At 44.5% G+C, this 26442-nt stretch carries 24 protein-coding genes; 10 read left to right on the top strand and 14 right to left on the bottom strand.

All coding sequences use genetic code 11. The features are described 5' to 3' along the window. The first annotated feature begins 28 nt into the window (after nucleotides 1–28). The 4 genes from ileS (at nucleotide 29) to DUK53_RS03850 (ending at nucleotide 5311) form a co-directional block, all read left to right on the top strand. Nucleotides 29–2794 (top strand): isoleucine--tRNA ligase, encoded by a 2766-nt coding sequence (ileS, locus tag DUK53_RS03865; protein ID WP_036130713.1) that lies wholly within the window; start codon nucleotides 29–31, stop codon nucleotides 2792–2794. Nucleotides 2795–2874: 80 nt separating this feature from the next. Further along, nucleotides 2875–3864, top strand: coding sequence for a diaminopimelate epimerase (gene dapF, locus DUK53_RS03860; RefSeq protein ID WP_036093692.1), 990 nt, complete (start codon nucleotides 2875–2877; stop codon nucleotides 3862–3864). A gap of 16 nt (nucleotides 3865–3880) precedes the next feature. Next, nucleotides 3881–4573: a phosphatase PAP2 family protein gene (locus tag DUK53_RS03855; RefSeq protein ID WP_036093690.1), complete on the top strand. Its 693-nt coding sequence runs from the start codon at nucleotides 3881–3883 to the stop codon at nucleotides 4571–4573. 537 nt (nucleotides 4574–5110) lie between these two features. Then, nucleotides 5111–5311, top strand: a complete 201-nt coding sequence (locus DUK53_RS03850) for a cold-shock protein (protein WP_036093687.1) — start codon at nucleotides 5111–5113, stop codon at nucleotides 5309–5311. A gap of 131 nt (nucleotides 5312–5442) precedes the next feature. Here the strand turns inward: DUK53_RS03850 and ilvA are convergent, their stop codons facing one another. The 9 genes from ilvA to ilvD form a co-directional block, all read right to left on the bottom strand. Next, nucleotides 5443–6711: a threonine ammonia-lyase gene (gene ilvA, locus DUK53_RS03845; protein WP_036093685.1), complete on the bottom strand. Its 1269-nt coding sequence runs from the start codon at nucleotides 6709–6711 to the stop codon at nucleotides 5443–5445. Nucleotides 6712–6732: 21 nt separating this feature from the next. Beyond that, nucleotides 6733–7314 (bottom strand): 3-isopropylmalate dehydratase small subunit, encoded by a 582-nt coding sequence (gene leuD, locus DUK53_RS03840; RefSeq protein WP_036130716.1) that lies wholly within the window; start codon nucleotides 7312–7314, stop codon nucleotides 6733–6735. Continuing rightward, nucleotides 7292–8689 (bottom strand): 3-isopropylmalate dehydratase large subunit, encoded by a 1398-nt coding sequence (gene leuC / locus DUK53_RS03835; RefSeq protein ID WP_036093682.1) that lies wholly within the window; start codon nucleotides 8687–8689, stop codon nucleotides 7292–7294. The genes leuD and leuC overlap by 23 nt, the downstream gene beginning before the upstream one ends. Before the next feature lie 2 nt (nucleotides 8690–8691). Next, nucleotides 8692–9744, bottom strand: coding sequence for a 3-isopropylmalate dehydrogenase (gene leuB / locus DUK53_RS03830; RefSeq protein WP_036093680.1), 1053 nt, complete (start codon nucleotides 9742–9744; stop codon nucleotides 8692–8694). Continuing rightward, nucleotides 9741–11282 carry a 2-isopropylmalate synthase gene (locus DUK53_RS03825; protein WP_036093679.1) on the bottom strand — a complete coding sequence of 514 codons (1542 nt, stop codon included), beginning with the start codon at nucleotides 11280–11282 and terminating at the stop codon, nucleotides 9741–9743. The genes leuB and DUK53_RS03825 overlap by 4 nt, the downstream gene beginning before the upstream one ends. A 179-nt stretch (nucleotides 11283–11461) precedes the next feature. Further along, nucleotides 11462–12457 carry a ketol-acid reductoisomerase gene (gene ilvC, locus DUK53_RS03820; RefSeq protein WP_036093677.1) on the bottom strand — a complete coding sequence of 332 codons (996 nt, stop codon included), beginning with the start codon at nucleotides 12455–12457 and terminating at the stop codon, nucleotides 11462–11464. A gap of 67 nt (nucleotides 12458–12524) precedes the next feature. Further along, the gene (ilvN, locus tag DUK53_RS03815) at nucleotides 12525–13007 is read right to left on the bottom strand and encodes an acetolactate synthase small subunit (RefSeq protein WP_036080183.1); all 483 of its coding nucleotides are present in this window, start codon (nucleotides 13005–13007) and stop codon (nucleotides 12525–12527) included. Further along, the gene (gene ilvB, locus DUK53_RS03810) at nucleotides 13008–14711 is read right to left on the bottom strand and encodes a biosynthetic-type acetolactate synthase large subunit (RefSeq protein WP_036093675.1); all 1704 of its coding nucleotides are present in this window, start codon (nucleotides 14709–14711) and stop codon (nucleotides 13008–13010) included. It lies immediately after the preceding gene. Between the two features lie 18 nt (nucleotides 14712–14729). Continuing rightward, nucleotides 14730–16421 (bottom strand): dihydroxy-acid dehydratase, encoded by a 1692-nt coding sequence (gene ilvD, locus DUK53_RS03805; protein WP_036093768.1) that lies wholly within the window; start codon nucleotides 16419–16421, stop codon nucleotides 14730–14732. A 637-nt stretch (nucleotides 16422–17058) separates the two neighbouring features. Here ilvD and DUK53_RS03800 point away from each other — a divergent pair. Both DUK53_RS03800 and DUK53_RS03795 read left to right on the top strand, forming a co-directional pair. After that, nucleotides 17059–17592, top strand: a complete 534-nt coding sequence (locus DUK53_RS03800; protein WP_036131368.1) for a GNAT family N-acetyltransferase — start codon at nucleotides 17059–17061, stop codon at nucleotides 17590–17592. Then, nucleotides 17589–18056 carry a DUF6884 domain-containing protein gene (locus DUK53_RS03795; RefSeq protein WP_036130718.1) on the top strand — a complete coding sequence of 156 codons (468 nt, stop codon included), beginning with the start codon at nucleotides 17589–17591 and terminating at the stop codon, nucleotides 18054–18056. The genes DUK53_RS03800 and DUK53_RS03795 overlap by 4 nt, the downstream gene beginning before the upstream one ends. Here the strand turns inward: DUK53_RS03795 and DUK53_RS03790 are convergent. The 3 genes from DUK53_RS03790 to zwf all read right to left on the bottom strand — a co-directional run bounded on the left by DUK53_RS03790 (nucleotide 18037) and on the right by zwf (nucleotide 20399). Further along, nucleotides 18037–18177 carry a hypothetical protein gene (locus DUK53_RS03790; RefSeq protein WP_124892565.1) on the bottom strand — a complete coding sequence of 47 codons (141 nt, stop codon included), beginning with the start codon at nucleotides 18175–18177 and terminating at the stop codon, nucleotides 18037–18039. The genes DUK53_RS03795 and DUK53_RS03790 overlap by 20 nt on opposite strands. Nucleotides 18178–18190: 13 nt before the next feature. Beyond that, nucleotides 18191–18628, bottom strand: coding sequence for a YueI family protein (locus tag DUK53_RS03785; RefSeq protein ID WP_036093672.1), 438 nt, complete (start codon nucleotides 18626–18628; stop codon nucleotides 18191–18193). 301 nt (nucleotides 18629–18929) lie between these two features. After that, nucleotides 18930–20399 (bottom strand): glucose-6-phosphate dehydrogenase, encoded by a 1470-nt coding sequence (gene zwf, locus DUK53_RS03780; protein ID WP_036130720.1) that lies wholly within the window; start codon nucleotides 20397–20399, stop codon nucleotides 18930–18932. 315 nt (nucleotides 20400–20714) lie between these two features. Between zwf and rnz the strand changes: the two genes are divergently transcribed. The 4 genes from rnz (at nucleotide 20715) to DUK53_RS03760 (ending at nucleotide 24440) form a co-directional block, all read left to right on the top strand. After that, nucleotides 20715–21629 (top strand): ribonuclease Z, encoded by a 915-nt coding sequence (gene rnz, locus DUK53_RS03775; protein ID WP_036093665.1) that lies wholly within the window; start codon nucleotides 20715–20717, stop codon nucleotides 21627–21629. 16 nt (nucleotides 21630–21645) lie between these two features. Then, nucleotides 21646–22434 (top strand): SDR family NAD(P)-dependent oxidoreductase, encoded by a 789-nt coding sequence (locus DUK53_RS03770; RefSeq protein WP_124892561.1) that lies wholly within the window; start codon nucleotides 21646–21648, stop codon nucleotides 22432–22434. A gap of 318 nt (nucleotides 22435–22752) precedes the next feature. Then, nucleotides 22753–23823: a DNA polymerase IV gene (gene dinB / locus DUK53_RS03765; protein ID WP_036131370.1), complete on the top strand. Its 1071-nt coding sequence runs from the start codon at nucleotides 22753–22755 to the stop codon at nucleotides 23821–23823. Between the two features lie 74 nt (nucleotides 23824–23897). Then, nucleotides 23898–24440: a GNAT family N-acetyltransferase gene (locus tag DUK53_RS03760; RefSeq protein ID WP_077917909.1), complete on the top strand. Its 543-nt coding sequence runs from the start codon at nucleotides 23898–23900 to the stop codon at nucleotides 24438–24440. A gap of 61 nt (nucleotides 24441–24501) precedes the next feature. Here the strand turns inward: DUK53_RS03760 and DUK53_RS03755 are convergent, their stop codons facing one another. After that, entirely contained in the window at nucleotides 24502–25734 is a 1233-nt protein-coding gene (locus DUK53_RS03755) for a toxic anion resistance protein (RefSeq protein ID WP_036093661.1), read from the bottom strand. Next, nucleotides 25731–26375 carry a 5-bromo-4-chloroindolyl phosphate hydrolysis family protein gene (locus DUK53_RS03750; protein WP_036093658.1) on the bottom strand — a complete coding sequence of 215 codons (645 nt, stop codon included), beginning with the start codon at nucleotides 26373–26375 and terminating at the stop codon, nucleotides 25731–25733. Before DUK53_RS03750 ends, DUK53_RS03755 begins: the two co-directional genes overlap by 4 nt. Nucleotides 26376–26442: the final 67 nt, after the last annotated feature.

Raw genomic sequence — 26442 nt, 5'->3', positions numbered from 1 at the left:
ATAACGATATACAAAGGAGAATGAACTGATGGAGTACAAAGATACGTTATTAATGCCAAAAACAGAATTCCCAATGCGAGGTAATTTACCGAATAAGGAGCCGGAATGGCAAGCGAAATGGGAAGAGATGGATTTATATGACCAAATTCAACAAAAAAATGCGGATAAGCCTACGTTTATTTTGCATGATGGGCCGCCGTATGCGAATGGTGAGCTACATATGGGCCATGCGATGAATAAAGTAATCAAGGATATGATTGTTCGTCAAAAATCGATGAGCGGCTTCCGTTCGCCATACGTTCCTGGTTGGGATACGCATGGTTTACCGATTGAACAAGCGCTGGCGAATAAAGGTGTGAAGCGTAAAGAAATGTCTGTTGCAGAATTCCGTAAGCTTTGCGCTGAATATGCGTATAAACAAGTGGATATCCAACGTGCAGGATTCAAGCGCCTTGGTGTGACTGGTGAGTGGGCGAATCCTTACATCACGCTACAACCGGAATATGAAGCAGAGCAAATCAAAGTTTTTGGTGAGATGGCTAAAAAAGGCTACATCTACAAAGGGAAGAAGCCGGTTTATTGGTCTCCATCTAGTGAATCTGCTCTGGCTGAAGCGGAAATTGAATATCAAGATAAGAAATCTGCCTCGATTTTTGTGGCGTTTAAAGTAACGGATGGTAAAGGTGCGCTAGAAGAAGGTACGAATATCGTGATTTGGACAACGACGCCGTGGACGATTCCTGCCAATATGGGGATTACGGTAAATCCAGATTTAGAATACGTGGTGGTAGCGGTAAATGGCGAGAAATTTGTAGTGGCAGAAGCACTGTTCCCAAGCCTTCGCGAGACATTAGGTTGGGAAGAGGCTGAGGTCGTGAAAACGGTTCGTGGCGCAGAGCTTGATCGCGTTGTAACGAGACATCCATTTTACGATCGGGATTCCTTGGTGATGAATGGCGGACATGCCACAGCAGAAGCTGGTACTGGTGCGGTTCATACGGCGCCTGGACACGGGGAAGACGATTTTATCATTGGGCAAAAATATGGCTTAGAGACATTGGCACCACTAGACGATCGCGGTGTTTTCACAGACGAAGCACCAGGTTTTGAAGGCGTGTTTTATGATACGGCGAACAAAATGGTAACGGAGAAATTGGAAGAAGTCGGCGCGTTATTAAAAATGGAATTCATTACGCACTCGTATCCGCATGATTGGCGTACGAAGAAACCGGTTATTTTCCGTGCGACACCGCAATGGTTTGCATCGATTAATGCATTCCGTCAAGAGTTATTAGACGCTGTGCAAGGGGTGACTTGGACGCCTGCATGGGGCGAAACGCGTTTATTCAATATGGTTCGTGATCGTGGGGACTGGGTTATTTCGCGCCAACGTGTATGGGGTGTGCCACTTCCGATTTTCTACGCGGAAAATGGCGATTCTATCATCACGGACGAGACGATTAATCACGTTTCTGAATTGTTCCGCGAGCATGGATCGGATATTTGGTTTGAGCGGGAAGCGAAAGATTTATTACCGGCTGGATTCACGCATGAAGGTAGTCCAAATGGTGAATTTACGAAAGAAAACGATATTATGGATGTTTGGTTCGATTCAGGATCAAGTCATCAAGCCGTTCTTGAGGCACGTCCTTATCTGAATCGCCCGGCTGATCTTTACATGGAAGGTTCTGACCAATATCGCGGTTGGTTCAACTCCTCGTTAACGACGAGTGTAGCTATTAGTGGCGAAGCGCCGTACCGCAACGTTTTAAGTCACGGTTTTGCCTTAGATGGCGATGGTCGTAAAATGAGTAAATCACTTGGAAACACGATGCTTCCAGGAAAAGTTATCAATCAATTAGGCGCGGATATCGTGCGTTTGTGGGTTGCCTCTGTGGATTATCAAGCAGATGTGCGTATCAGTGATAATATTCTAAAACAAGTATCGGAAGTCTATCGCAAAATTCGTAACACAATGCGTTTCTTGCTCGGAAATATTTCTGATTTTGCGCCAGCAATGGATGCGATTGCCTATGAAGATTTACGTGAAGTCGATCAATATTTACTAATTAAACTAGATGAGCTCGTTAAAAATGTTCGTACAAGCTATGATAAGTATGAGTTTTCAACGATTTATCACCAAATCAATAATTTCTGTACGGTAGAACTTAGCCAATTTTATATGGATTTTGCAAAGGATGTTGTGTATATCGAAGCAGCGGATAGCAAAGACCGTCGCGCGATGCAAACGGTTTTCCATGAAGCGGTCGTTGTTTTGACGAAGTTATTGGCACCGATTTTACCACATACGGCGGACGAGGTTTGGTCGCATTTAGCGGATCAAGACGCGGCGAGCATTCATTTGACGGAGATGCCGGAAGTGAAGCATTATCCTGCGACAGAAGCGATCACGGAGAAATGGGATCAATTCATGCAAATTCGCGATGTGGTTCAAAAAGCATTGGAAGAAGCGCGTAATGAAAAAATTATCGGTAAATCGATGCTAGCAAAAGTGACGCTGTTCGTGGATGGCGAAGCGAAACAATTGTTTGATTCATTGGAAGGCGACTTCGCACAACTACTAATCGTGTCTGATTTTGAATTAGTGGAAGGCTTAGAAGGAGCGCCGGCCAACGCGGTGAAAGATCACCATGTTGCGGTTGCAATCACGGTAGCAGAAGGCGAAACATGCGAACGTTGCCGCGTCGTGAAGAAAGATGTTGGCGAGAATCATGATCACCCAACGTTGTGTAAGCGATGTGCGGATATTGTAGTGGAGAACTATCAAAACTAATAAAAATGGAAATCTGAGGTCCTTTGATAGCTACTGGTGCTTACAGAGGACCTTCAGTTCATAGAAACGGAGGGACCTTGATGGCACACATTAACTTCATTAAAGTACATGGTTCGCAAAATGATTTCTTTCTTATTGATGAGACTAAAAATAATCTCAGTCATTGGCAAGATGCAGATCGAGCGAAGTTAGCAGTCCGTATTTGTGATCGAGATGAAATGCTCGGTGGCGCGGATGGTATCTTGTTCGTTTCAGAAAGCTCAGATAACGCCTCAATCGGCCGTATGCGCGTTTTTAATGCAGATGGCTCTGAAGCATCGATGTGTGGAAATGGCTTGCGTACGGTGGCGCGTTACCTGCTAGAACAGCATGACTTGCAAGAAGCAACCGTCGAGACGATGAAGGCGACACTACACGTATCGAAAGCGGAAGAAATCGGCGCTGGTATTCCAACGTATCAAGTTGAAATTTCGCCGGTTTTATTCGCGCCAGAAACGTTGCCATTAAACTGGGATGAAGCGCAAATGATAGATAAGAAGGTTCCGGCGTTTGACGATGAGTTGCGTTTTTCAGCAGTAGCGGTGCCCAATCCTCATTTAATCACCTTTGTGGACCAGGCGACGCTCGACTCCGATAAACAAACGAAGCTTTCCACGTACCTAAACGGCGAAAATCCTTATTTTACAGATGGTGTCAATGTCAGCTTTGTCAAGGAATTGGCGGAAGACACTATCTACGTTCGGACTTTTGAGCGTGGAGTTGGCTTTACGAATGCTTGTGGAACGGCAATGTCGGCCTCAAGTCTGATGAAAAAACTGCTTCACAATGATAAACTGGAAACGCCTGTTCATGTGTATAATAACGGTGGTCGCGTCAAAGTCACTGCCAGCAAAGATTCAGATGGCGCGCTACATCTGCAACTGATTGGTAATGCTACTTTTGTGTACCACGGGACGCTTGCTGTTACGGATACAACGATCAATCTGATTGAGAAAAGTGATACCAAGGAACAAGCGCAGTATCAAGCAATGGTGGAAGAAGTTCAAGCCTTCCTACAAAAAAACAAGTGAAGTTAGGAGTAAATCTATGAATACAAACAAAAAGAAAGCCATACCATTATTCACTATTGGCGGGTTTGCCTTGTTGATTTTCGTTATTGTCGCACTAGCGGTCAATTCCGAACCAAGATGGGTGGTCAAATTCGATTTAAACTGGATCAGCCGTATCCAAACAAACATATCCGCTTCAAAAACGAGTCTAATCGAGAATTTAACGTTCTTCGGTAGCGCAGAACTGGCGATTATTTTAACGGTAATTGCCGTGGTTGTTCTATTCATCTTGCGTAAATTCGTTGTTGGACTATGGTTCGGCGGAACAGTACTAGTGTGTGCGGTTCTAATGAATACGGTTCTAAAACATATTTTTGAGCGTCCGCGTCCAAACTTTGACCGTCTTATTTCAGAAACCGGTTTTAGTTTTCCAAGTGGTCACGCGACAGGCACGACGATTTTTTACGGGTTAGCAGCGATGTTCTTGATTTTCACTGTAAGACAAATGTGGGCGAAAATCGTGATTGGTGTCGTTGCACTAGGCTGGATATTCTTCATCATGTATTCCCGTGTGTACCTAGGCGTTCACTACCCAACCGATGTATTTGGCGGCTTCTTATTCGGAATCGCGTCCATCTTTATCTCGCTTGGCGTGTACTTCCTCGTCCGCGAACCACTGCATAACTTACTAGTAAAATGGCGCATAAAAGATCGTAGTATTATTAAATAAAAATACTACGGTTAATAGCATACAAAATAAGTAAGGCATCGCGAAATCTTTTTTCGGGTAGAAAAGTATATATTGCTTTACACAAATCGAGCGAAAGCGTTTGTATTCCATCGGGATCGCGGAAGCCGGAAGCGGAGTGTACGACTGTACATGAGAACCGGAAGTCCACGGCCCCGATGGAATGCGAGCGCTTGTCGCCGATTTATATGGGTTATGCTCCAAACTATCTTTAAGTTGTCGCAATAATGGCGCACTTAGGTAAATATTGCTTGCATTTTTAGAATGAAAGCGTTAAAATGGTTGTATTGATAAAATTAATATTGCCCTTACAGGTGGTTTGTTGGGATGCTGTAGGTGCTTAGCAAGAGCTTATTCACATGTTATAAAGGGTACTGATCCTTAAACTATGAGTATCTTTTATAATATGTGAATTTTTATATGAAAACCAAGGTGAGCTTGTTGTTTAGCAGTTTCCCAGTAAGTTTTTAATTTGTAAAAGGAACATATTAAGAAAAAATTTTTGGAGGTTTTTGACACATGCAAGAAGGTACAGTGAAATGGTTCAATGGCGAAAAAGGTTTTGGATTTATCGAAGTTGAAGGTGGCGACGATGTATTCGTACACTTCAGCGCAATCGAAGGAGAAGGTTTCAAAACACTTGATGAAGGTCAAAAAGTGGAATTTGAAATCGTAGAAGGACAACGCGGACCTCAAGCTGATAAAGTAACAAAACTTTAATTCTAGCGCGAGAACGTGGATTGAGATTGAGTAATTGCCGATTTTTTGGTAGTTGCTCAATCTTTTTTAATGAAAAAAACACAGTTTGTAAGTTTCCTCAAGAAAGGAGGGCTTACAGACTGTGTTTTGCATTATACAAGCAAGGTATAGAGCATTTGATTGTCATTAATCGGCATGAAACTAGGATCAAAAACAGCAATGCGTTCAAGCAATTTTTCGTAGTCATTCGGATTTTCTAACAAGACACCGATGATAACGGGTCCTTGATTCCGGTTTACTTTTTTTGTGTATTCGAACTTGGTAATGTCATCATATGGGCCGAGGACGTCGTTTACGAACTCACGCAAGGCACCTGGACGCTGTGGGAAATTGACGATGAAATAGTGTTTCAGGCCTTCGAAAACGAGGGACCGTTCTTCAATTTCTTGCATCCGATTGATGTCGTTATTCCCACCGCTGACGATACACACGACGTTTTTGCCTTTGATTTGTGGGCGGAAATGGTTGAGTGCCGCGACTGAGAGGGCACCAGCTGGCTCTGCGACAATGGCTTGCTTCGTGTACATGTCTAGAATCGTTGAGCAAACTTCGCCTTCATCGACTTCTGTGACTTCATCCACAAGCTTCTCGCAATGTTTGTACGTCAGTTCCCCGACTTGTTTCACTGCAGCGCCATCGACAAATTTATCGATTTTCGGCAGGTTCACAACTTTGCCAGCGAGTAATGATTTGGCCATTGATGGTGCACCACTTGGCTCTACGCCGATGATTGTGGTATCAGGACGCACTGCTTTCACATAGGACGCAACACCTGAAACCAAGCCACCGCCGCCAATCGCAGCAAATACGAAGTCGCAGCTTTCAGAGCCTAGATCATCGAGCATTTCAACAGCAACCGTTCCTTGACCAGCGATAATATCTGGATCATCAAATGGCGCGATGAACGCCTTGTTATGCTCTTCGCTAAACTTCTTAGCCGAATAGGCGGAAGCGTCAAATGTATCACCAGTCAAGCGAACTTCGACAAACTCACCGCCAAAAAAGCGAACTTGCGATACTTTTTGTTGGGGTGTCGTTGTTGGCATGAAGATTGTTGCTGGTACGCCTAGTTTTTGGCACGTGAAGGCGACTCCTTGTGCATGATTTCCAGCACTTGCGCACGTGACGCCATTTTTCAGTTGTTCTTCGGTTAGTTGGGCGATGGCATAATAGGCGCCGCGCAGTTTGAACGAACGAACCCACTGTAAATCTTCGCGTTTTAAGTAGACGTTGCAGTCATATTTTTGTGATAAGTAGTAGTCTTTTTCGAGTGGCGTGTGCTTGACGATAGATTTTAACGTATCATACGCGTCGAGCACGTCTTGTTTGCTAACTAAAGCATCGACATCAACCATTTCCATAACATCCTCACATCCTCATTTTTAATAGGCGCGTGCCTTGTTTTCGTAATTGGTAATCATGGATTCATGCTCCATCGTTTGGGCGATATCATCGAGGCCTTTGATAAATTTCTCTTTCCAGGTCGCATCGATATCAAAATCATACGTGCCTACCGAGCTAATCACTTGTTGCTTCGGCAAATCGACGGCTATTTCTTCGTTCGCCGGAATAGCCGCCAGTTTCACGCGTGCTTCTTTTGGCAAACTGATGGGCAAAATACCGTTTTTCGTGCAGTTCATATAAAAAATATCGCTGTAACCGCCGGCAATGATGACGCGGAATCGGTAGTCGAGTAGGGCCCAAGGAGCGTGTTCACGACTGGATCCACAGCCAAAATTCTCACCGGTGACAAGGATGGTAGCTTCTTGTCGGTCAGGAGCGTTCAGCGGAAACTCTGGGTTCAAGGAACGATCGGGAAGGTAGCGCCATTCGTCAAAGAGAAATTCGCCAAATCCAGTTCGTTCGATGCGTTTTAGAAATTGTTTCGGGATAATTTGATCGGTATCAATGTTATCGTTCATCAGGGCTACAGTTTTTCCTTTATGCAACACCATTGCTTCCATTTTGCCACACTCCTTTGCGAATATCGATAAAGCGACCGTGAATCGCTGCTGCTGCGGCCATTGCTGGGCTCACCAAATGTGTTCGTGCGCCTTTACCTTGACGTCCTTCAAAATTACGATTGGATGTCGAGGCACAATGAATGCCTTCTGGTACTTGGTCGGGGTTCATGCCGAGACACATCGAACAGCCGGGCTCGCGCCATTCAAAACCTGCATCGATGAAAACTTGGTCAAGACCGATGCGTTCTGCGGCAAGGCGAACTTGGCGGGAACCAGGAACGACCATCGCGCGGATGCCGGATGCGACTTGGTGGCCTTTTACGATTTGAGCAGCTTCTTCGAGGTCCGAAAGTCGTGAGTTGGTGCAAGATCCGATGAAGACGTAGCCAAGATCGATTTCGGAGGCTGATTGGCCAGGTTCAAGTCCCATGTATTGATAGGCACGCTCGTCGTCGATGCTTTCGATTGCTGGGAATGCTTCTGTGACTGGAACGCCCATGCCAGGATTGGTTCCCCAAGTGACATACGGTGCTAGATCGGAGACGTCAATTTCGATATCGCGGTCATAAGTCGCATCAGGATCACTTGGCAAAATCGCCCAATCCGCGATTGCTGCATCCCAATTTGTCGGTGCATATTCGCGCCCTTTAATATAGGCAAACGTTGTGGCATCTGGTGCCATCATGCCCATTTTGGCGCCGCCTTCGATGGACATGTTACAAATCGTCATGCGTTCCTCCATCGTCATATTCCGAACGGCTTCCCCGTAGTATTCGACGGCATATCCACTACCAAACGCGACGCCATACGTTGCGATCAGGTGCAGAATAACGTCTTTTGCATAAACACCTTTTGGAAGCGTCCCGTTAATTTTGACACCCATTGATTTAGGTTTTTGTTGCCAGATGGATTGCGTAGCAAGGACATGTTCCACTTCACTCGAGCCAATGCCAAAAGCCATCGCTCCGAAAGCGCCATGTGTTGCGGTATGCGAGTCACCACATACGATTGTTTTGCCAGGCTGTGTTAGCCCCGTTTCAGGTCCGACCATGTGCACGATTCCTTGACGTTCACTACCAACATCGGCAAGCGTGACGCCAAACTCTTCACAGTTTTTGCGAAGCGCATCGATTTGTTTTTTTGCAACGACGTCATGAATGTTGAAAATATCTTCGGTCGGGACGTTATGATCCATTGTAGCAAACGTGCGATCCGTGCGGCGAACTTGTCTTCCTTCCATTCGCAATCCTTCAAAAGCTTGAGGGGAGGTAACTTCATGCACCAAATGCAGGTCGATGTATAACAGTTGCGGTTCACCTTCTTTCCCAAATATGACGTGACGATCCCACAACTTATCGAACATTGTTTTAGCCATTGTTATTCTCCTCCTTTAACTCGTTTTTTAACTTCATTTGTAAAATCTGTGGTCGATGTATTCCCGCCAAGATCTTTGGTTAAAAATCCTGCTTCCATGGTATCCGCGGCCGCTTTGTCAAGATAATCCGCCGCTTCGAAAAGTTGAAAAGACTGGCGTAGCATCATTGACACGGATGAAATCATCGACATCGGGTTGGCAATATTTTGACCGGCGATATCTGGCGCGGAACCGTGAATCGGCTCGTATAATGATGGACCGGATGCTGGATGGCTCGCGGAAGGCAACATGCCAAGTGAACCGGTGATAACAGAGGCTTCATCGCTCAAAATGTCACCAAACATGTTTTCCGTCACGATAACATCAAAAGTGGTCGGGCGTTGGATAAGAATCATGGCCGCAGCATCGACATAAAGATGTTCTAGCGTGACTTCAGGATAGCGTTCAGCGACGCGTTCGACGACTTGACGCCATAGTTTACTGGACGCTAGCACGTTCGCTTTGTCCACCGAAGTCACCTTATTGCGACGCGTTTTTGCCAACTCAAAAGCTTGTACTGCGATGCGCTCGATTTCTGAGGCCGTATACGTTAATGTATCCACCGCGCTGTTTTCATCCCAATGCTTCGGTTCGCCGAAATAAATACCACCAGTGAGCTCGCGGACGACGATAAAATCGGTACCTTCTACAATTTCCTTTTTTAATGGAGAGAGGTGGGCAATCGTGGTTGGAACTTGGATAGGGCGGATATTTGCGAACAGGCCTAGTGCTTTACGCAAGGCAAGCAATCCTTGTTCTGGCCGATTCGGTGCATTGTCCCATTTTGGACCACCAATCGCGCCAAGCAAGATCGCGTCTGCTTTTTGACAAGCGGCAAGTGTTGTTTCTGGAAGTGGGTCGGATAAGGCGTCAATGCCGGCACCGCCAAATGGATGTGTTTCAATTTTAAAATCTAGTTGGAATTTCTCGGCGAGGGTTGCTAGAACTTCTAGACCGCTAGCCATGATTTCTGGTCCAATCCCGTCGCCAGGAAGGGCTGTAATGGAATAGGTCACTTGACTGGTACCTCCTCGTTTGTTTGCTGTTTTGCTTCGTTTGCTTTGGCGCTGGCGTGGAGGTAAGATTTGGCGGAGGCGGTGAGGACATCGTTGTCAATGCCAATCCCGTGGTAGGTCGCGCCATCTTTGTCTTTAACGATAACATGAACCTCAGCTTGTGCATCGTGTCCTGCAGTAATCGCTTGAATGCGGTAATCTGTGAGCTCGACATCTTGCTCCATCAGACGGTTAATCGTATTATAAATCGCTTCAATACTACCGGCGCCAGTCGCTGCATCTTCTAAAACAGAACCGTCTTCCGTATGAATGCGGACAATCGCACCTTGAACGCCACCCGTCACGTACTGTACTTGCAAGTGATTCAGCTCGTAATCATCTGCTTTTTCGGACGTTTGCCCAAGAATCAACGCGTGTAAATCGTCTTCGGTCACGTCTTTTTTCACATCTGCCAAATGTTTAAATCGTTTAAACGCGTCATTTTTCTCATCGTCGGTCATCGTATAGCCAAGTTCCTCCATACGTGTCACAAAAGCGTGGCGACCAGACAATTTTCCAAGTGGAAGTGAGTTTTTCTCGACACCAACCAAAGCAGGCGTGATAATCTCGTACGTCGTCGGTTCTTTCAAAACGCCATCTTGGTGAATACCAGATTCATGCGCGTAAGCATTACCACCGATAATCGCCTTATTACGCGGAACAGGCATACCAGAAAGGCGGCTGATCAAATCACTCGTTTTCTTCGTCTGATTCAAAATAATACCGGACTCTGATTTGTAGTAATCATTGCGAATATGAAGCGCCACAGCAACTTCTTCAAGCGCTGTATTCCCAGCACGTTCGCCAATACCGTTGATTGTTCCTTCCACACGTCGCGCCCCATTCTCAATGGCAGCAAGCGCGTTCGCAACCGACATCCCAAGATCATCATGACAATGCGTGGAGAAAATAACTTCATCAAAACGCGGAATATTTTCACGCAAGTAGCGGAAGAGGGCACCAAATTCCGTTGGGTTCGTAAAGCCAACCGTATCCGGAATATTAATCACCGTCGCCCCAGCATCGATCGCGGTTTGCACAGCTTCCACTAGAAAAGCAGGATCCGTACGCGTCGCATCTTCTGGTGAAAACTGAACGATTGGGAAAAGTTTTCGAGCATGCGCGACATGGTGTTTGATTGACGCCAACACCTGCGGCCTGCTCATGTTTAATTTATGCTTCATATGTACATCACTAGTAGCAAGAAAAACGTGTACTTGGGAACTCGCAGCACCGCGTAACGCCTCATAAGCGCGGTCGATATCACGTTCCACAGCACGAGCAAGCCCGCAAACCGTTGCATTCTTAATAATACTAGCAATCTCTTTCACCGAATGGAAATCACCGTCAGACGCAATCGGGAATCCCGCTTCAATCACATCAATCCCGTAAGTCTCAAGCTGACGCGCAATCTGAATTTTTTCCTGTTGATTAAAATTGACGCCCGGCGTTTGTTCACCATCACGTAGGGTCGTATCAAAAAATTGAATATAAGCCATAGTTTTCACCTCATTAGAAAAGGGGGCAGCGTTTCGATAAACACTTATCTTCGTCGTTAAAGTCTGCGCGCTAGTGCTCACGTACAAATCGTACATGCCGCTCCAGTGCCCGACTTTTCCTAGAATCTAAGTATCCGTTGAAACGCTGCAGGTTTTCTAAATCCCCAATTCTCTTCCTATTATTTTTGTGGTTTGACGAAAGGCATCATTTCGCGTAGAGATGCACCAACCGCTTCGATTTGGTGTCCTTTTTGTTCTGCGCGCAAACGATGGAATTCTTTGAAACCATTTTTATTATCATCAATAAATGCTTTGGCAAAGTTGCCGTTTTGGATGTCCGTCAAGACTTCTTTCATTGCTTTTTTCGTGTCGCTCGTTACAACGCGTGGGCCAGAAACGTAGTCGCCGTATTCCGCTGTATTTGAGATCGAATCACGCATTTTTTCCATGCCACCTTCATACATCAAGTCAACAATTAATTTCAACTCGTGTAATACTTCGAAATACGCAAGTTCCGGTTGGTATCCAGCTTCAACTAATGTCTCGAAACCAGCTTGTACTAAATGCGTGGTACCGCCACATAATACCGCTTGCTCACCGAACAAATCTGTTTCTGTTTCTTCTTTAAATGTCGTTTCGATAACACCGGCACGAGTTGCGCCAATGCCTTTAGCGTAAGATAATGCCATGTCTGTTGCTTTTCCAGTAGCATCTTGATAAACCGCGAATAATCCCGGAACCGCGCCACCTTCCACGAATGTACGACGAACTAAATGTCCTGGACCTTTTGGTGCTACTAAGAACACATCCACGTCAGCAGGTGGTTTAATTACGTCAAAATGAATGTTAAAACCATGCGCAAAAGCTAAGGCATTTCCAGCTTCTAAATTCGGCTTGATTTCAGCTTCATAAGTATCTCCTTGCGTTTCATCTGGTAAAAGGATCATCACGACGTCCGCCGCTTTCGTAGCATCTGCCACAGATAAAACCTCAAAACCGTCATTGCGAGCAGCTTCGGCTGATTTTCCTTCACGAATCCCAATAATGACATTGTTCCCGTTATCGCGTAAGTTTTGCGAATGCGCATGGCCTTGTGAACCGTAACCAATTACCGCAACTTTCTTACCTTCTAACGCGCTTTCTTGTACCGAATCTTCATAATAAACTTTTGTCATTTTCCTAACCTCCATAAATTATCTTTATATATTTCTCAGAAAAAAGGTTTTCTGGGATTCAAAATGATTATTTAGCGCTACGAGTAAAGCCAGTAACACCGGTGCGAGCCATTTGTTGTATGCCATATGGGCGAATGCTGTCAACAAATGCATTGACTTTTTCACTCGTTCCCGCGACTTGCACAACAACGCTCGTTTTACCAACATCGATAATCGTCGCACGAAACGGCTCAATAATCGAATTAAGTTCCGCTCGTGTCGTTGCAGGGGCGTTGACTTTAATTAAAGCCAGTTCCCGCTCCATATGTGGATCATCGGTAATATCACTCACTTTTAGCACATCGATTTGCTTGTTTAACTGTTTCGTCACCTGTTCAATTTCATAGAGCGAATCGACATGAACGACGATGGTAATGCGGGAAACATTCGGCGTTTCGGTCCAACCAACAGAGATACTATCAATGTTATATTGGCGACGCGAGATAACACCGGTAATCCGATTTAGCACACCACTTGAGTTATTAACAGTTGCTGTAATGATACGTCGCATTTATTCCACTCCTTCCATTTGATGATTCGCCTTGCCTGGTGGAATCATTGGTAGTACTAGCTCGTTCGGCGATACAACGCAGTCGATAACGATTGGGCCAGGATAGGCAAACGCTTCTTCCAAATCTGCGGCCAATGTTTCTGGATCCGTCAAACGAACACCTTTCACGCCATAAGCCTCCGCGAGTTTAACAAAATCAGGCTGACTCTGGAAAATGGAGTGGGAGAAGCGTTCATTGTGGAACTTTTCTTGCCACTGCCGCACCATGCCAAGCGATCCGTTATTAATAATGACCGTTTTCAAATTGATGTTGTAGTCATTCAAAATCGCGAGTTCCTGATTTGTCATCTGGAAACCACCATCGCCAACAAAAGCAACGACTGTTTGTTCCGGATAAGCAAGTTGTGCACCGATTGCCGCTGGGAAACCGAAGCCCATCGTACCAAGTCCGCCACTCGTCATAATTTGGTGATCATGACGAAACGGATAAAATTGCGCGACCCACATTTGGTGCTGCCCAACATCGGTAGCAACAAGCGCTTTGCCTTCCGTAATCTCCCCGATAATCTCAATCACTTTTTGCGGTTTGATTTCCGCTTTTGAATCCCGATTATACGTGAAGGGATGGCGTTCTTTACGCGTCATATTTAGCTTGTACCAATGCGTTTTGTCCGCTTCCTCCGTTACAGTCATTTCCAGCAGTTGCGTCAACGTTTCTTTAATATCCGCAACAATCGGAATTTTCGTTGTTAAGACTTTGCCGATTTCCGCAGGGTCGATATCGATATGCGCAATCACCGCATGTTTCGCGAACTCTTGTGGCGAGCCAACCATGCGATCATCAAACCGCGAGCCAAAATTAATGAGCAAATCAGGATCCGTCAGCGCCATGTTTGCTGCGTAAGAACCGTGCATCCCGCCCATTCCGAGGAAGAGGGGATGATCTTGTGGAAAACTACCAAGTCCAAGTAGCGTGTTCACGACTGGAATTTGATAGCGTTCCGCAAAATCGAGTAGTTCCGCCGTCGCGCGCGAATGATTCACACCAGCGCCAGCTAAGATAACCGGTTTGCTAGAAACCGCTAAAGCTTGCATCAATTTTTCAAGTTGCATGCCATTTGGCTTCACGGTAGGCTGATAACCTGGCAAGTGAATCGTGTCATCGTTGACCTTATCGGTTGTTGCGATAGACATATCTTTCGGTAAATCAATCACGACGGGACCTTGACGACCCGTTGTGGCAATATGGAAAGCTTCTTTAATAATTTTCGGAATATCTTTCACATCGCGTACTTGGTAATTATATTTTGTAATCGGAATCGTTAAGCCAATCATGTCGGCTTCTTGGAACGCGTCTTTTCCGATACCAGGTGTGGCAACTTGGCCAGTGAAAACGACCATCGGGATTGAATCGCTCATCGCGTCCGCAATTCCCGTTAAAGCATTCGTTGCACCAGGTCCACTTGTAACGACGACAACGCCAGCTTTTCCAGTGACGCGAGCATAACCTTCCGCTGCGTGCACCGCGCCTTGTTCGTGACGCGTCAGAATATGCGGAATATCGCAATCATAAAACGCATCATATAGTGGTAACACAGCCCCACCAGGATAGCCAAAAATCATCTCTACATTCTGCGCATTCAGAGCATCAATTAAAAGCTCCGCACCGCTTTTTGTCGTCGTTTCCTTCTCTACTTTGATCATTTTCTTCACCTCTCCTTATCACTCTAAGAAATCATCCGGAAGTTGCAGTACGCCACCAGTGTGAGCTGATGTCACGAGTGCAGCATAGCGAGCCAGATAGCCTTTTTTAATTTTAGGAACAAATTTAGGAATCCCAGCGCGACGAGCCTCTAAAACTTCAGGCGCCACATCGACATTCAGCGTCCGATTCGGCAAGTCAATCACGATCGTATCGCCATCTTCAATCAAGGCAATCGGACCACCAGACGCCGCTTCAGGAGAAATGTGACCAATCGCGATGCCACGTGTTGCACCAGAGAAGCGACCGTCCGTGATTAGCGCCACATCTTTTCCAAGTCCGCGTCCCACGATAGAAGACGTCGGAGCAAGCATTTCCGGCATTCCCGGACCGCCACGAGGACCTTCATAGCGAATCACGACCACATGACCTTCGCGAACCGTATGATTATCAATCGCTTCAACAGCCGCGTCATGCGAATCGAAACAAATCGCTTTTCCGGTAAAGACGGATACCGATGGGTCCACGCCGCCGACTTTGATCGCCGAACCTTTTGGCGCGATATTTCCGAATAGGATGGAGAGACCGCCCGTTTTTGTATACGGATCTTCTTTTGGATGAATCACGTCCGTATTGTTAATTTTCGCATTTTCGACATTTTCACGAATCGTTTTACCAGTCACCGTAATCCGGTCGGGGTGAATCGCATTTCCAAGGTCGACAAGCTCCTTCATAATAGCAGGAACACCGCCAGCCTCGTGGACATCATGCATCGAATACGCAGAGGACGGCGCGATTTTGGAGAGGTAAGGGACACGACTTGCGATTTCATTGATGCGCTCCAAATCGTAATCAATTTCCGCTTCGTTCGCCAAAGCCAAAACGTGTAGCACGGTGTTTGTCGAGCCGCCCATCGCCATATCTAGCGCGAAAGCATCATCAATCGCATCACGCGTAATAATATCGCGAGGACGAATGTCTTTTTTCACAAGATCCATCAAGTGGAACGCCGATTCGCGGATCAACTCACGGCGCGCCTCCGATACAGCAAGCGTCGTTCCATTGAACGGAACCGCCATACCGAGCACTTCCATCAAGCAGTTCATCGAGTTCGCTGTAAACATCCCAGCACACGATCCACACGTCGGACAAGCATTTGCTTCCATATCTAAAAATTCTTCTTGGGACATGCTACCTTCTTTAAAAGCACCAACCGCTTCGAATACAGAAGAAAGCGTCAAGGCTTTACCTGTTGCAGAAAGCCCAGCCTTCATCGGACCACCAGAACAGAAGATTGCCGGCACGTTCGTACGCACAGAGGCAAGCAACATACCAGGCGTAATTTTGTCACAGTTCGGAATATACATAACCCCGTCAAACCAGTGGGCATTGATAACCGTTTCCGCCGCATCCGCGATAACCTCGCGACTCGGAAGGGAATAGCGCATCCCGATATGACCCATCGCAATCCCATCATCGACCCCAATCGTATTAAATTCGAACGGGATACCACCAGCTTCACGAATCGCTTCTTTCGCAATATCCGCGAGCTCACGCAAATGCACATGACCTGGAACGATATCGATGTAAGAGTTACAGATGGCGATAAATGGTTTATCCATATCACCTGGACTTTTGATTTGACCGGTTGCGTGCAGAAGACTCCGGGCTGGAGCTTGTTCGACACCTTTTTTAATTTTATCACTACGCATGAGCATATTCCCCGTTTCTTTATTATAATTGTTGGTCGAAGCTGAATTTTTAGAATATATCAACTAGCATGACCTTTTAAAGCGAAAAATGACATTGATAACGCATCTTGGCAACAAAAAAGCATCCCATTTTTGAGTAAAAAAATGGGATGCTTAGATAAGAATCCCATTTAATGATAAACAGGATCTAAACGACTGCTTGTTTTAAACAGTGTTCCAGACCCTTGCTAGAGTAATAAAATTGTAATGACGTCATTTCGGTTAGATGTTTTCATAAGTCATTAACTCCTCTAAATCAAATTTATCAACAATGAGATACTTCATTCGTATGTAGCCTATGTGAATTCAATAAATATCAATCAATGTAATATTATTATTAATTATAGCTTTTGACGGGGAAATGTCAACCGTTATTTGAAAATTTGTTGCTTTTGGATTTCATTGAAAAACTAGAATACATAGCTAAATCGGTTGGTAGATAATAATGTAAGCGTGTACAATGATAATGAAAAAAGTTTTCAAAAAATTAGTATGTGGTGATAATAACAGGTGACATTCTGCAAAAAGTTTGCGTAATGAGGTAGAATTTGATAATTTTAGAGAGAAGATATATTGAAACGGAAAGTCAGGTATGGACATGGGGAAATTAGAAACGGAACGGTTGCTGTTAGTAGAATACAGTTTGGAATGGATTGAAGCGACGATTGCTGGTGTGGACGAATTGGAGCGCGTATCAGGCTATGAGGTGTCCAGAGACTGGCCTGGCATCGATTTCTTTTTTTACCTACCATATGTATTGGAAAGCGTGAAAAAAGAGCCAGAGATGACGAAATGGACGCACTTAATCGTGTTGAAAGAGGAGAACAAGGTCATCGGAGAAATTGGCGGACAAGGGAAGCCAGAAGAAACAGGGGAAATCGAGTTGGGGTATAGCATTGTGCCGGCGTATCAAAATAATGGCTATGTGACAGAAGCGTTAGGGGAGCTGTTGGTATGGCTGAAACAACAACCAGAAATCAAGCGTATATTTGCTAGAAGCTTCGAGAGTAATCCGCATTCGATTCAAGTTTTGCGCAAGTCCGGATTTTTATATCAGCCGAAATATGATAAAACGGAGCCTCGCGGTAAGATTGTTTTGTGGGAATACCCAATGGATGAGGGGACATCATGATTATTATACCATCAGGAAAGCCAAAGATTTGGGACAAGCAGGAGGACGCGGGACCGGTGACGGCGAGCCAAGCGTATACCGGAAACTTTCATCGTTTATGCCGGACCTATGCTGAAAAATTTGATGGGGATTATCTGGTTTTATCGCCGAAGTATGGTTTTTTAACGCCTGATTCCGTTGTTTTAGGGATGTATGACGTGCGGTTTACTGCGCGAGGTGTGACCGAAGATACGATTTCGTTAGAGGAATTAAAGCAGCAATGGCAAGCACTCGGAATCGAGCAGGAGACAATGGTGATGCTTGGAGGAAAGAAATTCGAACCTTTGTTAGCGGCGATTACAGATGGGAAACAACGATTTTCATTCCCGCTTCACGGAACACGAGGAATTGGCGACATGCAAAAAAGGCTGCGCACAGCGATAAACACCGGCGAGCCTCTTACATTTAACCAATCGTCGAAATAATAAGCAATGCGATACCGATGAGCAGGAACATCACGCCCATATCGGTATTTTTGCGTATGAAAAAATAAATTGTTTGTAAAAAAATGAGAATGGCGAGTGCCAGTACAATCGTGTGGAGCATGTGAAACACTTCCTTACTCTTGAAAAATAGCCTTGATTTTGTCCAGCAGACTGACTTTTCCGGTGGTGTCTTCTGTAATAACCGGCGTTTCGTGGAGATGCGTATCTTCCCGGTTGATTTCGTGGTCTTCCGCTAGAACAAGGCCAATCGGTGTATCGTCGTCTTCGCGTGCCACAATCGAGAATGGCATCTTATGCTTTTCTGCCAACATGATGTAAGAACGCAATATTTCATAGGAAATGGAGCCGTTTAAGAGCAGTTTGGCCTTCGGGTGATCTTTCATTTCCTGTTCTAATTCTTTGGTACAATATTTTTGAAAAACTTCTTGTTTACTCATCTGGATTTCGACACGTTCTCGAAAGGTGCCGAGATACTTTTTGCGTTCGGCAGGATTAATTTCTTTTGCGCCATGGATACCGCGATCGATATAATCGTCAATGCTTTCTGGCATATTGATTCTCCTTTTACTGTGTATTCCTTTTAATTGTAACATGGATTTGTGAAAAAAGGAACAACATTGGGAGAGTGGATGAAGAGAGAAAAAAACTCCAGGTCTGTTTTACTTCACGGGTTGTGGAGGTAAAACAGACCTGGAGTTTTTTCTGGGGTTTGCGTCATGTTCCACGCCTCCGGATCCAGCTTCAAGAGCCAGCCTCTCGGAAATTTCGTGGCCTCCGCAAAAGTCAAAAGAGGACTTTTACTGCGCCCCCTAACAAATTTTTTCGGGTCTAACGGGCTTCTTCAGCATTTCTCTATTCAAACCACTCAAATCCATCCTGTGACACCAATTTATCCGCTTCTTTGGGTCCCATTGTGCCGGATGTGTAGTTCGGGAAGTGTTCTTTTGAATTCGACCAGACTGCGGCTACTTTGTCGATGAAGTTCCATGATAGGGAGACTTCATCCCAATGTGAGAAGTATGTTGCGTCGCCGTTTAGACAGTCTTGAATTAATTTTTCATAGGCTTCTGGTGTGTTCATGCCGTCTGGTGAGGAGTGTGCGTAGTTCAGGTTGACTGGCATGGTCAGCATTCCTTGGCCGGGTTCTTTGACATTCATGTGTAGCGTGATACCTTCGTCTGGTTGAATATGTATCACCAGCACGTTTCCTCCAAGCGATTGGCCTGGACCAAAGAGGTTCATCGGTACGTTTTTGAATTGAATCGCAATTTGCGTTGTTTTCTTCGCAAGACGTTTCCCGGTTCTAATATAAAACGGAACGCCGCTCCAGCGGAAATTATCAATCATGAGTTTCGCTGCGACAAATGTTTCGGTATTAGAATCGGAATCGACATTCTCTGCTTGACGGTAACCGAGCAGTTCTTTGCCGTCTACTGTTCCAGGACCGTATTGCCCGCGTACGAAATATTTGTACACATCGTCGCCTTCAATGACACGCAGAGAACGGAGCGCGCGCACTTTTTCATGGCGAATTTCTTGTGTGGTTAATTTAATCGGTGGCTCCATCGCAAGCAAGGATACGATTTGTAAAATATGATTTTGAACCATATCACGAAGCGCGCCACTTTCTTCATAATAACGCCCGCGATCTTCTACACCAAGCGTTTCACTCAATGTTACTTGGACGTTATCAATATAGCGGTTATTCCAAAGCGATTCAATGATAGAGTTCGCAAAACGAATCACGGAAATATTTTGTATCATTTCTTTGCCTAAGTAATGGTCAATGCGGTAAATCTCGTTTTCATCAAACGCTTGACGCAGTGACTCATTGAGTTCTTGGGCACTTGCTAAATCGCGACCAAATGGCTTTTCAATGATCAAACGGCTAAATCCAGCATTATCGACAAAACCTTCTGACTTTAATCGACTTGCGATAGTTCCAAAGAAATTTGGCGCCATAGCAAGGTAGAATAGGCGATTTCCTTGTAGTTCGTATTTTTTATCGAGTTCATCAGATAAATCTTTCAGCTCGACATACGATTCACGATTGGTTACATCGTGCGATTGGTAGTAGAAATGTGACGCAAATTCTTCTGGATCGAAGCCTTCTTTTTCGATGCCTTTCAATGATTCTACGACTTTTTCACGGAAGAAATCATTGGTCCATGGACGACGAGCTGTACCGATCACTGCGAAATTTTCTTTCAAAAAGCCTTTCGTGAAGAGATGGTATAGCGAAGGGTAAAGTTTGCGATTTGCCAAATCTCCCGTACCGCCAAAAATAGTAATTAAAGCTACTTGTTCTTTCACTTCTGTCATACGTGCTTACCCTCTTTCTTTATTGTGTGGAACATACCTCAGATAAACCGGCGACAAGCGCTCGATTTGCGTAAAGCTGTCAATACAACTTACCTAGAAAAAATGAGCGAGATGTTTTAGCTTTTATTCTGAGAATGAGACAATTAAGATATAATCATAGTCGCCCTCATTATTCCTTACTATTTTAGCCGTTTGATTTCTAATGTGCAACTGATTGAACCGGAAAAGTCGGAAAAGCTTAGCGGTGGGAGTGCCATAAATGGGCTAAATATGGTATGATTAATAGCGGATTAGAGAAAGGATTGTGAGACAAAGATGGAATTGATTTTTCTCGGAACAGGAGCGGGTGTCCCTTCCAAAGGCCGTAACGTAACGGCAATTGCGCTCACGATGCTAAATGAACGAAATAGTATTTGGCTGTTTGATTGTGGGGAAGCAACGCAACATCAGATTTTACGAAGTTCGATTCGATTGAGTAAACTGGAAAAAATTTTTATTACGCATTTGCATGGGGATCATATTTTCGGCTTGCCAGGGCTTCTTAGCAGTCGTTCTTTTCAGGGCGGCGAAACGGAACTTACGATTTACGGACCTGTGGGGATTGCGAATTATATTCGGACGAGTTTAGCGGTGAGTGGCACGCATTTGAAATACCCGCTTGAAATTGTGGAAATTGATAGTGAAGTCGTGTTTGAAGATGCTGATTTTAAAGTTATTTGTCGCGAGTTGGATCACGGCATTTTGAGTTATGGCTACCGGATTGAGGAGGCTGATAAGGCGGGATCGCTTGATGCGGAAGGACTTTCGGCACTTGGTGTGAAGCCAGGACCGATTTTTAAGGAGCTGAAAGAAGGTAAGACGGTGACGCTTGAGAATGGCGAAGTAGTCGATGGAAGCCAGTTTATTGGACCCGCTAAAAAAGGACGGGTTATGGCTATTTTTGGCGACACACGGACGACGGCGAATGAGTTGGTACTCGCGGATCAGGCGGATGTCATCGTGCACGAAGCGACATTTGGTGCTGAAATGGGCGATATGGCTGGAGAGTACATGCATTCTACGACGATAGAAGCTGCCACGCTAGCTAAGAATGCGAATGCAAAACGGCTGATTATCACGCATATTAGTTCGCGTTATAGCCGGGAGGACAATCGCGAATTGGTCTCAGAATGCCAAGCGATTTTTCCTAATACGGAAATGGCGACCGATTTTGCGATATTTGAACTATAAAGGAGTTTGGAGAAGGATGAACGATTTTTTGAAGGGGAAAACGGTGATGATTACAGGTGCATCCAATGGGCTCGGAGCAGAGATGGCACGGCAAGTCGCGGCACAAGGCGCACACACGATTCTGACGGCTCGCCGCACGGAAAAATTGTCAGATTTAGCAACACAGATTCAAGCGGATTATGGTGTTGTTAGCGATTACCACAAAATGGATATGACAGACTTTGAAGAGATAGAAGACGTGATGCAAAAAATCGGCGATACAAAAATCGATGTCCTAGTAAATTGCGCTGGATTTGGGATTTTTGAAGAAGCTGTAAAGACTGATTTTGCGACGGTGGAACGGATGTTTGATACCAATGTACTTGGTTTGATGCGCTTGACGCAACTCGCTTTACCAGACATGTTGGCGCGTAAGTCGGGGCATATTATCAACATCGCCTCCCAAGCTGGCAAAATCGCGACACCAAAATCATCCGCTTATTCCGCAACAAAATTCGCAGTTTTAGGCTATTCCAATGCTTTGCGAATGGAAACCAAGCCATCAGGTATCCACGTAACGACGGTGAACCCTGGGCCGATCGCAACTAGCTTTTTCGACATTGCCGACAAATCGGGCGACTATTTAGACAATGTAGGTTTCTTGGTTCTGAAGCCTGAAAAAGTAGCTGCAAAAATCGTGGCAATTATGGGGAAACCAAAGCGTGAAATAAATCTACCGTTTTTGATGAACCTTATTTCGCGAATGTACCAGGTCATGCCACGCGTCATCGAATTTTTCGGTAAAGGCGCATTTGAGAAAAAATAAAAAAGGGAGGCTACTTAAAACAGACTGTAGAAAAACTGCTTCACGTGATTTTCCGCAAAATATCAGCGTGTCGACAAACGCTCATTTTCGTCGTTAAAAGCTCTGTTCCAGTGCTCACATACCTTAGTATGCTCCGCGCTGGTACTCGCTTTTGCCTAGAAACTAAGCATTTGTCGACACGCTGTACTTAAAAAATAGTCTCTTTTTTGCTGTGTAATTTTTGTTCAAAATTTAACCGAATCCAGCTTGCATTATTTAAGAGGAGAGAGTATAATTAAATGGAGAACAAACGTTCGTTTTTGGAAGGTGATGAGTGAAGTGGATAAGACGCGTAAAATTATTCATATTGATATGGATGCTTTTTTTGCTTCGGTAGAGGAGCGAGACCATCCGGAATATCGTGGAAAGGCACTTATCATTGGTGGAGACCCAAATAAACGAGGTGTCGTCTCCACATGTTCATATGAAGCTAGGAAATTCGGTGTCCATTCTGCGATGCCGACAAAGCAAGCATATAAACTATGTCCACACGGCATCTTCATCCATGGAAATATGGAACATTACCGAGAAGTATCCGCACAAATCCGTGAAATATTTCATCGTTATACAGATTTAGTGGAGCCAATGTCTTTAGATGAGGCTTATTTAGACGTTACCGAAAACAAAAAAGGAATCAAATCCGCAATGAAGATAGCCCTGGAGATCCAACATGCGATCTATCACGAACTCGGTTTGACCGCATCAGCAGGCGTTTCATACAATAAATTCATCGCCAAAATTGCATCAGATTTTAAGAAGCCAGCAGGGATGACCGTCGTATTACCAGAGGAAGCAGAAGCCTTTTTAGAGAGTCTACCAGTTACGAAATTCCACGGTGTTGGGAAAGTCACAGCCGAGAAACTACATCGATTAGGTATCCATTCTGGCGCGGATTTAAAAGCATGGGAGGAGTGGGATTTAATTCGGGAGCTGAATAAACAAGGCTATCGCTTGTATCGAGCAGTGAGAGGCTTATCAGATTCTAAAGTAAACCCACATCGCGAGAGAAAGTCTGTTGGCCGAGAAACTACATTTGCTAACAATATTTTCGATGAACGAGAGATGCAAGAGATGTTGCTTTTATTCTCACAGAAAATAGAAAGTTCACTGGAACGCATTGGCAAGCACGGTAAGACAGTGGTTTTAAAGCTACGATACAGTGATTTTAGTACCATTACTAGGAGGTTATCATTAATGGAATATACACGAGATGCACGGGTTATTTATGATGCTGGGGCCAGTTTATTACGCGATGTATATAGTGGAGAAGAGAGCGTTCGCTTAGTTGGCCTGACGGTAACGAACCTGAAACCGTTGCACTTTGAAAATTTGAAACTAGAAGGATTTTAAAGAAAAATCTTGTTTATTATGGCATATCATTGTTATACTTAAGTTCGATAATGATTGTTGGGAGTTGTTAGTTAATGAAAAGGGAGTCAGGGAGAATTAGACCAATCAGGCGGGAAGACATACAAGGAATGCATGTCTGGGAGCTTGATGAAGAAATTGCCATGGCAAGCGGTATTACGAAACCACGATCTTTAGAGGTTTTTCAAACGATGTATGAGAAATATTTTTTTAACGTCAACCAATCGTTACAACTATACAGTATTGTTTTAGATGGAAGAGTCATTGGGCGTGCCGAACTAGGCTTAATTGACCGAGAAAATGGCCAGGCAGCTTTTGGTATCGTTATTGGGGAACGATCAAGTTGGGGAAAAGGTTACGGAAAAGAAGCTATCTTAGAGTTGTTGGACGTGGCTTTCAATGCATTACATTTACATAAGGTTTATTGTGAAGTATATACATTTAACGAGCGATCATTAAATATGATGCACTCGCTAGGTTTCCATCAAGATGGGATATTACGGGAGCATGAATTTTTTCACGAGGCTTATCATGACTTAGCTGTTTTTAGTATGCTGGAGGCTGAATTCAGAACGGCTTTTGAAAAAAATAGCAAATAAGAAAGGTGCAGTTTCTGTGGATATGACCAACAGGTACTGCACCTTTCTTCGTAGATAAAGATTATTTCATTTCTAGTAAGCGATCTTTTAATTCTTGTTCCATAGTTACAAGTTCTTTTTCTGCAACGGCGCGTTTTGCACGGCCTTCTTGTTGAATCTTCAAGGTTTCTTGTAGCGTTTCGATGAGGCTTGATTGCGTTTCTTTTAGTGTTTCGATATCAACAATACCCCTTTCGTTTTCGCGCGCTGTTTCAATAGCATTTGTTTTTAGCATATCGGCATTGCGTTTTAGAAGCTCGTTTGTGGTTTCCGATACTTGGCGTTGCGCTTCTGCCGCTTGTTGTTGACGTAGTAAGGTAAGCGCGATGGCGACTTGGTTTTTCCATAATGGGATAGCTGTCATAATCGATGACTGAATCTTCTCAGCTAAAACCTGATTCGTGTTTTGAATAAGACGAATTTGTGGTGCTTGCTGAATAGTGATTTGACGGCTAAGTTTCAAGTCATGCACACGTTTTTCCAGGCGATCTGCGAATTGTGTGAGATCATTTACTTCTTGGAAATCCATTTGATCACCGGATTGTTCTGCTTTTTTGCGAAGTTCAGGAAGAAGCTTCGTATTGATTTCTTCTTGTTTTAATTCACCAGCTGCGATATAAATATTTAACGCCTGGAAGTAGTCTTTATTCTTATCGTAGAGTTGTTCTAAGAAGGAATTGTCTTCCATTAAACGTTTTTTGGCATGTTCTAATTTCAGGGCGATACGATCGATCTGTGTGCCCATTTTTTGATATTTGGATGTGATCTCGTTGATGGATTGTTTCACACGGGAGAACATTTTTGTGAAAACGTTCTTGTTGCGTGCGGCAAGTTCATCTGGATCGGCTTCTTGCAGGCGGAACATCAAGTCACTGATGATTTCGCCGATTGGACCAACGTCTTGCTTTTGAACTTGGTTGAGCATCGAGTGGGAGAAGTCATGTAGCTTTGCTTGTGCTGGTGCGCCGTATCCGAGGATAGCCGCTTGATTTCCAGGCTCGATTTGTTTGGCAAGTTCCACTGCTTGGCGACGGTTCGCTTCTGGAAGCATGTCAACCAAGCGGGGAGCTTTGTCTGTTTCGTTGTTCACGATTTCTTGTACGGTTTGTGAGCCGTTTGTGCCGAATGGATCGGCGAGTAAATCATCTAATGTCTTGTTGAAATTAGCATCGATAACCTCTGCTTTCGGTTGTTCATATGTTGGTGTTTCTGTTGTTTTTAATTCAGGTTCGTTTGGCTTTTGGTTCTCGGTCATTTGGGTGTTCTCCTTTCAAATTTCTTTTCCTGTTTGGAGATGGAATTCTTTGCAACTTCTAGCTCGAAATCAAGGCTCGATACGTCCTTGTTAAGCAGTGCAAAGAGGTCTTTCTCGATAACGCGACCTAAATCATTCAAAAGGGCACGAGTGTCAGAAAGTGTTTGGTAAATCTTCTTGTCCTTCACAGGTTGGCTGTTTAGGAAAGCGTATTTTTCTGTTAGCTCTACCAAAGAGTCCAAGTGGGAGAAAAAGAAATCCTCTGCATCATAAAAGCGTTTTGGTTCTTCTTTCACAATACCGTAGATGCGTTTTGTAAGTAAGAGTGTTTTGTCGCGTTCCTGGAATGTAAAAAGATTACGGTGAGCGGACGTGATTTTTTGGAGACGCAGTATTTTAGCTCGCGATTCTTCTAAGTTTGTGCGAATGTATTTGTATTCTTTTTTTGTAAGCCCAGTCTGTATGGCATGTGCTTTGTCTCCCGCTTTTGCAGAAAAGAAGAACAGGACGGCGGCCACGACAAGTGTTACGACACTAATAAGTAACCAGTTGTTCACAAAGATGTTTGCCAAGATGCCGAACAAAATGAGTGTTAAAACGATTGAGCCAGTGAAGGCCATAAATTTTTTGAAAACTACCATGTCTATCTTCTCCTTAGGCTTCCTTATTTTTTTAAGGATTAAGTATTTGTGAAAATTTTTTAGAAAA

The organism is Listeria sp. SHR_NRA_18 (assembly GCF_003856515.1).
Classification (GTDB): Bacteria; Bacillota; Bacilli; order Lactobacillales; family Listeriaceae; genus Listeria_A; species Listeria_A newyorkensis.
This window is presented reverse-complemented; position numbering and strand designations above follow the sequence as displayed.

Bases quoted from the DNA above. Each gene is read 5' to 3' on its own strand.
- rnz (WP_036093665.1), top strand. From the start codon at position 20,715: ATGGAATTGATTTTTCTCGGAACAGGAGCGGGTGTCCCTTCCAAAGGC.
- DUK53_RS03770 (WP_124892561.1), top strand. From the start codon at position 21,646: ATGAACGATTTTTTGAAGGGGAAAACGGTGATGATTACAGGTGCATCC.
- DUK53_RS03795 (WP_036130718.1), top strand. From the start codon at position 17,589: ATGATTATTATACCATCAGGAAAGCCAAAGATTTGGGACAAGCAGGAG.
- DUK53_RS03785 (WP_036093672.1), bottom strand. From the start codon at position 18,628: ATGCCAGAAAGCATTGACGATTATATCGATCGCGGTATCCATGGCGCA.
- dapF (WP_036093692.1), top strand. From the start codon at position 2,875: ATGGCACACATTAACTTCATTAAAGTACATGGTTCGCAAAATGATTTC.
- DUK53_RS03760 (WP_077917909.1), top strand. From the start codon at position 23,898: ATGAAAAGGGAGTCAGGGAGAATTAGACCAATCAGGCGGGAAGACATA.
- DUK53_RS03755 (WP_036093661.1), bottom strand. From the start codon at position 25,734: ATGACCGAGAACCAAAAGCCAAACGAACCTGAATTAAAAACAACAGAA.
- DUK53_RS03855 (WP_036093690.1), top strand. From the start codon at position 3,881: ATGAATACAAACAAAAAGAAAGCCATACCATTATTCACTATTGGCGGG.
- ileS (WP_036130713.1), top strand. From the start codon at position 29: ATGGAGTACAAAGATACGTTATTAATGCCAAAAACAGAATTCCCAATG.
- ilvN (WP_036080183.1), bottom strand. From the start codon at position 13,007: ATGCGACGTATCATTACAGCAACTGTTAATAACTCAAGTGGTGTGCTA.
- leuD (WP_036130716.1), bottom strand. From the start codon at position 7,314: ATGGAAGCAATGGTGTTGCATAAAGGAAAAACTGTAGCCCTGATGAAC.
- ilvC (WP_036093677.1), bottom strand. From the start codon at position 12,457: ATGACAAAAGTTTATTATGAAGATTCGGTACAAGAAAGCGCGTTAGAA.
- DUK53_RS03750 (WP_036093658.1), bottom strand. From the start codon at position 26,375: ATGGTAGTTTTCAAAAAATTTATGGCCTTCACTGGCTCAATCGTTTTA.
- DUK53_RS03790 (WP_124892565.1), bottom strand. From the start codon at position 18,177: ATGCTCCACACGATTGTACTGGCACTCGCCATTCTCATTTTTTTACAA.
- zwf (WP_036130720.1), bottom strand. From the start codon at position 20,399: ATGACAGAAGTGAAAGAACAAGTAGCTTTAATTACTATTTTTGGCGGT.
- ilvA (WP_036093685.1), bottom strand. From the start codon at position 6,711: ATGGAAATGGTTGATGTCGATGCTTTAGTTAGCAAACAAGACGTGCTC.
- DUK53_RS03800 (WP_036131368.1), top strand. From the start codon at position 17,059: ATGGGGAAATTAGAAACGGAACGGTTGCTGTTAGTAGAATACAGTTTG.
- DUK53_RS03825 (WP_036093679.1), bottom strand. From the start codon at position 11,282: ATGGCTTATATTCAATTTTTTGATACGACCCTACGTGATGGTGAACAA.
- ilvD (WP_036093768.1), bottom strand. From the start codon at position 16,421: ATGCGTAGTGATAAAATTAAAAAAGGTGTCGAACAAGCTCCAGCCCGG.
- ilvB (WP_036093675.1), bottom strand. From the start codon at position 14,711: ATGATCAAAGTAGAGAAGGAAACGACGACAAAAAGCGGTGCGGAGCTT.
- DUK53_RS03850 (WP_036093687.1), top strand. From the start codon at position 5,111: ATGCAAGAAGGTACAGTGAAATGGTTCAATGGCGAAAAAGGTTTTGGA.
- leuC (WP_036093682.1), bottom strand. From the start codon at position 8,689: ATGGCTAAAACAATGTTCGATAAGTTGTGGGATCGTCACGTCATATTT.